Below are 8626 nucleotides of genomic sequence, written 5' to 3'. Positions count from 1 at the left end.
TTACCATGCAGAAGGGAGCTGAAGCCAAAGCCAAAGAGTTGGGTGTGACTCTGCTGGTTGACGGCCCCGCACAGTCAACTGCCGCCCGTACCAGCAGGCGGCTTGCCCGTAGCCTTGTCGGCCCGGGCTTCGGGGCTGGTTGACAGCAGCCCACTGTCCCGCAGGACAGTACAGCGTGTACGGATATTGCGCGCGGCGTTGATATCGGCGTGCTCCTGGGAGCCGCACTGCGGACAGGTGAAGACATGCCGACGCCGGTTCCCCCGTTGCCCACAGCGAGAACAGATCTGGCTGGTGTAGGCCGGGTTCACCTCCACCACCTGCAGCCCTCGCTCCTGTGCTCGCTGCTCGACCCAGCGCCGGATCAGCCCCCGCTGCCACAGCGCGAGCCGGCGCCGCAACGCTCGTCCCCGGATCTGCTCTTTCCGCGGCGATGGTACCTGGAGCCGTTCGAAGACCAGCACCGCCGGCGGTGGCGCCCACTCCACCAGGCGCTTTGCTACCGTCTGCGCGAAGGTTTGGGTGCGGTACCGTTGCCGGCGGCCAAGCCGTTTCAGCACCCGTCGGACACTGCGCGTGTCCCGGTGCTGTGCCTTGTGGGCCGCCAGCTTCCGCTGCAGTCTCGCCCGCGTCTTCGCCGTGCGCCGATTGCGCACCTTCACCGCTTTCCCACTCACGAACAGCACCCGCTCCTGGCCATCCACCGCCACCAGTGCATTCGTCTCGTTCAGATCGATCCCCACGACGGCCTCGGTCTCTGGGCGGGCCGTCGGAGGATCAGGTACCTCCAGCGTGATCGTCAGCCGCCCCAGCAGCCGCCCATCGCGTTCCAGCACGGTGAGGCTATCGATCCTCTTCGCTTGTGCCAGCCGTGGCTCAAAGGCCTCCGGCACGCGGACGGGGAGGTGCTTGCGTCCGGCGACGGTCCAGATGGAGAGGGTGCCATCGGGGCGCAGGCTGGCATCGCGTCCCCGCGAGCCGATCAGAAACAACGCTCGTCGGCGCCGGAACTGGAACGGGCGTTGTGGCGGGCGACGGTTACTCTGGGCGCTCTGGTAGGCGGCGGCCACCAGTCGGATGGCGGTGCAGGTCATCTGCGCGTTGAGCTGGCCCTTGACCTCGTGATAGCAGGCCCGATGCAGGGCCACGGCGGAGAGCGGCTGGCCCTCGTTGAAGCAGGGGGCCGAGAGCTGCTGCTGGACCCGCTGGAAGACGGCCAGCGTCTCCCGCAGGTCCTCATCGGCTGGCAGCAGTAGCGGGATGGTTCGCTGCACCTGGGCCATGATACCAGACTCCTCCTCTTCGCTAGTGAAGCCGGAGACGCCGCCTGCCTGCTCCCAGGACCCAGGGCCGTCGTGCGGTACCGGACCCTGGGAGCAGGCCATCCCGTCTCATGGACTAGTGAGCCACCTGGCTGCTGCCCGGGCGTGGACAGGTGCAGGTGCCGCACCGGCGACAGCCCCCGCACGCCTCAGCAGGCTGGTGGCAATGCGGACAATTGCCGTAGAGGGGCAAGGTTGAGGGAATGCGGGCCGAGATGAGTCCGGCCAGGAACCCTGCCGACCAGGCCGCCCATGCCCGCCAGCTTCCGCGCCCAGGAGGCTCGTCCCAGCGGCCTTCCTTGAAGAGATCCATCACGAGTTCGGTGAGTTCGCGATCGGTCAGTTCCCAAACCTTGGCCATGCCCTCCTCATCTAGGGCCTCCTCGAAGTAGCACCTGGCTCCGCGGTGATAGCCGGCGACGAAGTCGGGATCACGGACCTCGATGTAGGGGACATGCACGAGCTCCGGGGGTTCCCCTTCGGTCAAGCTGACGCGCAGCGCGCAGCGTGGGGAAGGGACGGGGGAGACCGCCGCCGTCTCCTGCTGTCGGGCCGACGTCGCCGCGGCAGGCGGATCAGCGGGGGACTCGTGCGGGAACCCCGCGCGGTCGGGGAACAGGACAGCGTTCAGGGGGTGCTGTGGATCAGGGGACCCCGTGGAACCAGACAGCTCGGCCATGATGAGTCATACTCCTTTCCTCTGGCAACAACACAGGGACAGGACATCAATCCTCTCTGGGCCTGCTGGGACGCGCGGGGTCTTGCCAAGGCAACACGACCCCGGCAGCCAGCAAGCGACCAACGATGTACCATCGGACAAAACAGACAGGGGAGACCGCTGATCGCGCTTGACAGCCGGGGTCAGACGTGGCATACTACATCCAGACCTCGCTGTCCATATACCCTATAGATTGGTCGCCCTTCCCAATCCAACCAATCTATAGGATGAGCAATCAGCAGGTCAGCGGCTCGGGACATCATCCCGAGCCATTTGATGCTAGTTGATTCTTATTTTTATCCCGACCTCATCAATCGTTACCTTCCTGCCAAGGCCTTCACTCAAAGCATCAACGATCGCTTGTGCTGTATGGAGATAGGCAGGCGATCCTCGCTCAATCCGCCGAACAGTCTGGGCATTGACTCCCGCCCTCCTTGCCAACTCCTCTGCAGACCAATGAAGGGACACACGATAATCCTTCAAGCTCATTGCCTGACCATACCTCCTGATGTCAATTAGGATAACACTGATTAGTGCTAATGTAAATAGCCTGTAAGTACTAGCCATCACACGCTAAAGAACGCATCCTGATTATACCAAACCTGTAACCGCTCGGGTCAACCGGGCAGGAAAGCGTTGTTTGGCTACCTCTCAACCTTATTCAAGGCCTTTACCTCCCTCGTCAAGCAAGCCCTGAGCCACAGTAAGGCGTCCAGACTGCCACCCTGCAAACCCCTATCGTCAACGCCTACGTAGCGCGCAAAGTCGATGCCATCCTCATTGCCCCCTGCGATAAGCAAGCCATGATTGCCCCGCTGCAGCAGGCCAGCAATGCGGGCATCAAGGTGATCACCGTCGACACCTATATTGGTGATGGTGACTATGTGCATGGGCCAGTGACCTTCCCGCTCTCGTACATCGGCTCGGATAACGTTCAGGGCGGCAAGATCGCCGGCGAGGCCCTCATCAAAGCCATCGGTGGACATGGCAAGGTCTATATTCAGAATACGGTGCCGGGTACCAGCACCACTGATCAGCGCGAGCAGGGCTGCAAAGAGGCTATTGCGGCTACCCACGGCGCCGTCACGCTGGTCGGCGTCGACTTCAACGGTGATAGTGCCGCCAAGGCCGCCGAGCAGACGACGGCCATGCTGCAGCGCGTGCCCGATCTGGCCGGCATTTTCGGTACCAATATTTATGGCTCTGAGGGAGCAGCTCAGGCGGTCAAGAATGCCCATAAGCAGGGCCAGGTCAAGATTGCCAATTTCGATGCTCCCGAACAGGCCATCGTCGATCTGAAAAATAACGTCGTCGATATTGTCATCGCCCAGAAGCCCGCTGACATGGGAAGCATCGGCGTGCAATATGCCGTCGACGCCCTCAAAGGCAATATGAGCGCTATTCAGAAGCGAGTTCCCACCGGCTATGTGATTATTACCCGCGAGAACGTCGATACCCCCGAGGCTCAAGCGGCCATTTACAAGAGTAGCTGAGTACACGCTGCCTCTCTGCCTGTGGAGAAAAGTAGACGAGCGAGCTGGCAAGGCAAAAGCTGGTAAGCCAGCCCAGGCAGGTCGTCTAGCCGGCTCGCTCGCTCCAGGCGCTCAGACACCGCCGCCGCGCCGGTTCGTCCTGGGCTGCTATGTAGTGGACCAGACTGCTCTGACTGAGCTGGCGCAGCGGCGGCGGGGCGGCGCGATTCGCTGTCTGGGAGAGCTTGGTCAGCAACCTGGCTGCAGCGGAAGGAGAGAAATCCTATGGCGAAGATGCTTCAGCAGTTGGCCCTGCCGGCGGTCAAAACCAAAGGCAGCCCGTTAGAGGTTATCAGCCGCTTCTGGGCCTGGCTGTTTCTGCTGCTGCTCCTCCTCTTTTTCTCGTTGACCGGCCCTGGCTTCTTCAGCTTGCTGAATCTGCAGTCGATCGTCAACGATATGGCGCTGGCTCTGCTGATGTCGCTGGGGCAGACCTTTGTCATCATTGCGGCGGGGATCGACCTCTCGACCGGTTTTACGATGGGCCTGGCGGCGGTGATTGAGGCGGTGGTCCTCAATGCCCTAGTGGGGCGGCTGCCGCTCGGGTTGGGGCTGGCACTACCGCTGAGTATTCTGATTGCGCTGGGCGTTGGCACCCTGCCCGGGCTGGTCAACGGCATCTTGATCGGACGCCTGCGCGTGCCGCCCTTTATTGCTACCCTGGGAATGTATGGCATTGCGCGCGGCCTAGGCTTTATCTTCTCTGGCGGCGGGCAGCCGGTGAGTGTGCAGATCCCCGGCGTGGGCGACATCGGCAATGGCTACTTGCTCTACTATCACCCGGCGGTCGGCTTCTCTTTTTTCCATGCGCCGACGTTGCCCCCAGGGGCCAGGCCGCGTGATCTCATCTCCATTCTGCCTTTCCCCTTGATCGTGGCCATCGTGGCCTTTGTGCTCTGTCACTGGCTGCTGAGCCGCACGCGCTTTGGCCGCCATACCTATGCCCTGGGAGGGGCCCCAGAGGCCGCTCGCCGGGCCGGTATCCCGGTGGCGCGCCAGACTCTGAAAATCTATATGCTCTCGGCTTTTCTGGCCTCGGTGGCTGGTGTGCTCTATGTCCTGCGCTTCACCAACGGCGATGCCAACGCTGGCGATCCGCTCCTGCTCGATTCGATCGCGGCAGTGGTCATTGGTGGGGCCTCGCTCTTTGGAGGCGAGGGGACGCTGGTGGGAACGCTGATTGGCACGCTGATCATCTATGTCATTCAAAATGGGTTGGTGATCATCGGGATTGATCCTTACTGGCAGTTCGTGGCCATTGGGGCCGTCATTATTCTGGCGGTCATGATGGACCAGGCTAAGGCCCGCGTGCTGAACCGCTAGGGGACCGCAAGCTGGCTTGTGCCTGCTCGAAGGGCCAGCAAAGGCGACGCTGGTGGCTCTGGCCTTGGCCTTGAGCGAGCGGGCAGGGGGCTGGTCCGTGGCCGCGCGTTTGTTGTGCCCAGAGCGTGAGGAGTGAGTGCTATGCGAGAAGAGAGAGCGCAGCTTCCCGAGGTCGAAGCTGAGCCGGCTGCGACGACGAGCGCTGCAGGTACCCAGCCCGTGCTGGTGGTGCGCGAGCTGGTCAAGCGTTTCGGCGGCCTGGTGGCTGTTGATCGCGTCAGTCTAGAGGTCTGGCCCGGCGAGGTGGTGGGCCTGCTCGGCGACAATGGGGCCGGGAAGTCGACGCTGATCAAGGTCATTTCCGGCGTCTATCGCCCGGATGGCGGTCAAGTGCTCTTCGAAGGACAGGAGGTCGCCTTTGCCTCTCCAATGGAGGCCCGCCGCCGGGGGATCGAGACGATCTATCAGGATCTGGCCCTCTGTGAGAACCTGGATGCCCCGGCTAATATCTTTCTGGGCCGCGAGCCGACGCGACGCCGTTGGGGCCTGCTGAAAGAGCTGGATGAGCATTATATGCTGCAGGAAACACGGCGTGTGCTGGAGCAGCTCGATATTCACATTCCCGATCTGCGCCAGCCCATTCGCCAGCTCTCGGGAGGCCAGCGGCAGTCGGTGGCGATCGCCCGCGCCATCTACTGGAATGCGCGCCTGATGATCATGGATGAGCCGACCGCCGCCCTGGGGGTGGCGGAGCAGCACAAGGTTCTGGAGCTGGTGCGCACGTTGCGGGCGCGTGGGGTGCCGGTGATTCTGATCAGCCATAATATGCAGGATATCTTTGCAGTGGCTGACCGCGTAGTAGTTATGCGCCGTGGCCAGAAGGTAGGTGAGCGGCGCATCGCTGAGACTACTAGCAATGAGCTGGTGGGACTGATGGTAGGGGCTGAGCGAGGCTGAGCCAGGCTGATGATTGCTGGGTCGCTCACAGGCTCATTGGCTCATCAGGAGGGCATGCAGATCATGTGCGATCGACACATATGCTGATCTGTTGAAGAAGATGTATAATCTTAGAAAAGCACAAACTAGCATTGCCTTCCTCTATAGGTGTGGCGTGCAAATCCTCTGGACAACTGGAGCCGGGTATGGTATCCTCATTCTCATGAAGGGAAGTGAACAAGGGGAGAAGCGGGGCATCTTCTAGTTTTAGGGCTGTCTAGCAGGTGGGGAAGGCAGAGCATGCCCCCTGCTCCACGGTATGTGACCGAGGAGAAGCGCCCTTCGCGGCTGGTTGCTGTTGCCTGGCTCGTCCGGATGTCTCTTGAGCGGAACCAAGCCCCTGTTGAAGTGGACCCTAGGCCTGGGTTGGTGGATGGGCCTTACTGCGTCTCCCCTCTTGTTCCTTTGTCTCTTGTCTCTGGCCGGCCGCCGGCGGCTAGCTGCCGATCAGGCTAGGTGTGGGGAGGCAGAAAGCGGCTCGTCTAGGCGCTGCTATGCCTGAGCGTTGCTTATCCGTCTGGCTGCCGGGATGTAGTAGGAACGCCTCCTTACGGGGGGAGAGGCGCGCTCTCTGGTTGTGCTGTTGCTGTTGGTGAAAGTGGTCGAGTCAGTAGATCTCCTGGCCTGTGGGCTTTTGAGGGAGGCGCTGCTCATGGACCTATGCGCGGACAAACCAGCAGCACAGACTGCGGGCCGGTCCAGTGTCGAGCCGGGTCGGGGCGAGATGGCCCTTTCCCGGAACGGCCAGGCTTGGGCGGAGCCAGCTAACCAGCCAGGAAGCAGCTACCCGAACTCATCTCTTTGATCAACGCCGACAACGTGGCGGCGAAGCTTCTCTGTGGTCGCGCTACACTCCTGTAGCATGAGGAGGTCGGTGAGTGATGAACATCTATGATCGGCGTGCACGGAAGGAGCTGGACCAGCTCGTCGAAGAGTACTTGACCACCAGTAACATTAATCGGCGCCAATTTCTGCAGCGGGCAACAGCAGCGGGGCTGAGCCTCAGCGCGGCGACGGCGCTTCTGGCCGCCTGCGGTGGCACAAGCACCGGCACCGTGAACACCAGCAGCGGCAATGTGCCTAAAGTTAGCTCGATCGATGTGCTCACTCAGCTCAGTGGTGCAGAGCTGGCAGCCTTCAATGCGATTAATACGGCCTTTACCAAGAAGACGGGCATTAAGGTCAACGTGGAGCCGACCAGCGACCTGCGGGCTGTGCTTAGCACGCGCGTACGTGGCAACAATCCCCCCGATGTGGCCGGTATGTCAAGCGTGCCCGAGTTTCAGCAGTATGCGGCTCAGGGCAAGCTGCTTCAGCTTGACAAGTTCTTTAATATGAGCCAGATGGAGCAGCAGTATTCGCGCATCTGGCTGGATGTCTCTTCCTACAACGGCCATCTCTACGCGGTCATTCCACGCGTCAATACGAAAAGCACGGTCTGGTATAGCCCCAAGCAGTTCAAGGCCAATGGCTACACGCCGCCCAAGACCTGGGATGAGATGATTGCCCTCTCAAATAGGATCGCCAGCAGTGGTAAGTATCCCTGGTCGTTGGGAGTGGAAGGTGGCTCGTCCACTGGCTGGCCGGCGGCGGACTGGGTGGACCAGATCTATCTGAGTCTTAATGGCCCGGATTTGTCACAGCAATGGGTCAATCATAAGATCCCCTGGACTCATCCAAGTGTCAAGCAGGCCTTCCAGCTCTTCGGCGAGATCGTCAATGGCAAGCATTATATCAGTGGGGCGCCGCAGTCGATTCTGGCGACCAATTTCCAAGATGCTGCCTATCTGCCCTTTGAGAATCCGCCGAAGGCCTATATGTACTTCCTCGGCGACTTCACGGCGAGCTTTCTTAAGACGCAGTTTCCCGGCATCCAGCCCGGGGTTGACTTCGACTTTTTCCCTTTCCCGACCATTACTCCTCAGTACGCCAATGCGGTGACCGGGATTGTCAATATCCTGTCGGCTTTCCGCGATAACGATGGGACGCGCCAGTATATGGAGTTTCTGGCCTCGCCTGAAGGTCAGAGTATCTGGCCGAAGCAGGGCGGCGCTGTCTCGGTGAATAATCAGGTGCCGCTCAGCGTCTATCCTGATCCGGTCTCGCGCCGCACCGCTGAGCTGCTGCTGAACGCGAAGTACTTCAGTGTGGGCCAGGATGACTTGCTGCCGTCTGCGATGGAGCAGGAGTACTGGAAAGGGCTGCTGGCCTATATTCAGAATCCCTCGCAGCTCGATAGTATCCTGCGCTCGCTGGAGGATGCTGCTTCGCGCCTCTATCCCTCCTGAGCGAGGCTGGTGAAAAGGGGGCGTGAGGGCAGGGTAGAAGGGAAGTGCAGTTCGAAGGCCGGCCAGGCAAAATCAGGCCGCAGCAGCGACCAGCTCGCTGCTGATGCTGGGTGCCGAGGTCGGCCTTGCGAGCCTGAGCCGCTCAAAGGGGCTAGTGTCGCAGCAGAACCAGTAGTAAACGAGGAGAGGGACCGCTCCCTGCTTGCCACTGCAAGGGGTTGGTCCCTCTCTCCATTGCTGTCTTGCTAGATTGCCTGACTCACAGGTCCGCCTGCTGGGGCGCGGTGCTCTGGCGACTCGTTCTGCCCCGGCCAGGCGTCTCCTTCTGTGGAGTGGTGGGTAAGATAAGAAAGGGGAGGGAGAGGGGCGGCATGGCGGCTGGCGCTCACTCCCCTACGCGCAGAGGCCAACCGGCTGGAGGTGGCCTCTGCGCTGGGCCGGCGGAGG

7 protein-coding genes are annotated in these 8626 nt (G+C 61.3%); 4 read left to right on the top strand and 3 right to left on the bottom strand.

Annotated features, from left to right (window positions below; genetic code table 11):
- Positions 1-74 precede the first annotated feature (74 nt).
- The 3 genes from IRZ24_RS12930 to IRZ24_RS19830 all read right to left on the bottom strand — a co-directional run bounded on the left by IRZ24_RS12930 (position 75) and on the right by IRZ24_RS19830 (position 2529).
- Positions 75-1283 carry a transposase gene (locus IRZ24_RS12930; protein ID WP_297164892.1) on the bottom strand — a complete coding sequence of 403 codons (1209 nt, stop codon included), beginning with the start codon at positions 1281-1283 and terminating at the stop codon, positions 75-77.
- Positions 1284-1398: 115 nt separating this feature from the next.
- Positions 1399-2001, bottom strand: a complete 603-nt coding sequence (locus tag IRZ24_RS12925; protein WP_297164891.1) for a hypothetical protein — start codon at positions 1999-2001, stop codon at positions 1399-1401.
- A 318-nt stretch (positions 2002-2319) separates the two neighbouring features.
- The gene (locus IRZ24_RS19830; RefSeq protein WP_366914287.1) at positions 2320-2529 is read right to left on the bottom strand and encodes a helix-turn-helix transcriptional regulator; all 210 of its coding nucleotides are present in this window, start codon (positions 2527-2529) and stop codon (positions 2320-2322) included.
- A gap of 236 nt (positions 2530-2765) precedes the next feature.
- Here IRZ24_RS19830 and IRZ24_RS12920 point away from each other — a divergent pair, with 236 nt between their 5' ends.
- The 4 genes from IRZ24_RS12920 (at position 2766) to IRZ24_RS12905 (ending at position 8179) form a co-directional block, all read left to right on the top strand.
- Complete coding sequence (locus IRZ24_RS12920) at positions 2766-3533, top strand: ABC transporter substrate-binding protein (protein ID WP_297164893.1); 768 nt, start codon at positions 2766-2768, stop codon at positions 3531-3533.
- Positions 3534-3797: 264 nt separating this feature from the next.
- On the top strand, positions 3798-4895 hold the full coding sequence (locus IRZ24_RS12915; RefSeq protein ID WP_297164890.1) for an ABC transporter permease: 1098 nt from the start codon (positions 3798-3800) through the stop codon (positions 4893-4895).
- Positions 4896-5036: 141 nt separating this feature from the next.
- Entirely contained in the window at positions 5037-5852 is an 816-nt protein-coding gene (locus IRZ24_RS12910; RefSeq protein WP_297164889.1) for an ATP-binding cassette domain-containing protein, read from the top strand.
- 920 nt (positions 5853-6772) lie between these two features.
- Positions 6773-8179, top strand: coding sequence for an ABC transporter substrate-binding protein (locus IRZ24_RS12905; RefSeq protein WP_297164887.1), 1407 nt, complete (start codon positions 6773-6775; stop codon positions 8177-8179).
- Positions 8180-8626 lie beyond the last annotated feature (447 nt).

The sequence above is a fragment of the Thermogemmatispora sp. genome, assembly GCF_019683755.1.
In the GTDB taxonomy this organism is placed as follows: domain Bacteria; phylum Chloroflexota; class Ktedonobacteria; order Ktedonobacterales; family Ktedonobacteraceae; genus Thermogemmatispora.
Note: the sequence above shows the minus strand (reverse complement) of the source record. Positions and strands in the feature narration are given on the sequence as shown.